This window comes from Nocardioides aquiterrae (assembly GCF_039526625.1).
Lineage (GTDB): Bacteria > Actinomycetota > Actinomycetes > Propionibacteriales > Nocardioidaceae > Nocardioides > Nocardioides aquiterrae.
Genome location: NZ_BAAAJE010000044.1, coordinates 1 through 740, shown reverse-complemented (window position 1 = coordinate 740; position 740 = coordinate 1). Strand labels below are relative to the sequence as shown.

Sequence of the window (740 nt, the reverse complement as noted above, 5' to 3'; positions counted from 1 at the left end):
CCGGCGTACCCCATCATCAGCGTCATCCGGTCGAGCTGGCACTCCTCGGGCATCGCCGGCCTGATGACGTCCTCGGACGCGTCGACGATCTGGAGGAAGTCGATCCCGGTCTCCCAACCGAGCTTGTCGCAGACGCCGACGAACGCCTCGAGCGGGGTGTTGCCGGCGCCGGCGCCGAAGCGGCGCACCGAGCCGTCGATCTGGGTCGCGCCCGCCCGGGCGGCGATGATCGTGTTCGCGACGCCGAGGCCGAGGTTCTCGTGGCCGTGGAACCCGACATCGGCCTGGTCGCCGATCTCCGCGACGATCGCGGACACCCGGTCCGCGGTCTGCTCCATGATCAGCGCCCCGGCCGAGTCCACGACGTACACGCACTGGCAGCCGGCGTCGACCATGATCCGCGCCTGCTTGGCCAGCACCTCCGGCGGCTGGGTGTGGCTCATCATCAGGAAGCCGACCGTCTCCAGGCCCAGCTCGCGGGCCAGCCCGAAGTGCTGGACCGAGACGTCCGCCTCGGTGCAGTGGGTGGCGATCCGGCAGATCTGCCCGCCGTTGTCCTGCGCCGCGCGGATGTCGTCCTTGGTGCCGACGCCGGGGAGCATGAGGAACGCGATCTTCGCGCGCTTCGCGGTCTCGGCCGCGATCCGGATCAGCTCCTGTTCCCACGTCGTGGAGAAGCCGTAGTTGAACGACGAGCCGCCGAGGCCGTCGCCGTGGGTCACCTCGATGACGGGTACGCC

General features: G+C 70.1%; 1 protein-coding gene. It reads right to left on the bottom strand.

Annotated features, from left to right (window positions below):
- The coding region (gene dmpG / locus ABD086_RS25240) for a 4-hydroxy-2-oxovalerate aldolase (RefSeq protein ID WP_343911448.1) at positions 1-740 on the bottom strand (740 nt) is incomplete at both ends.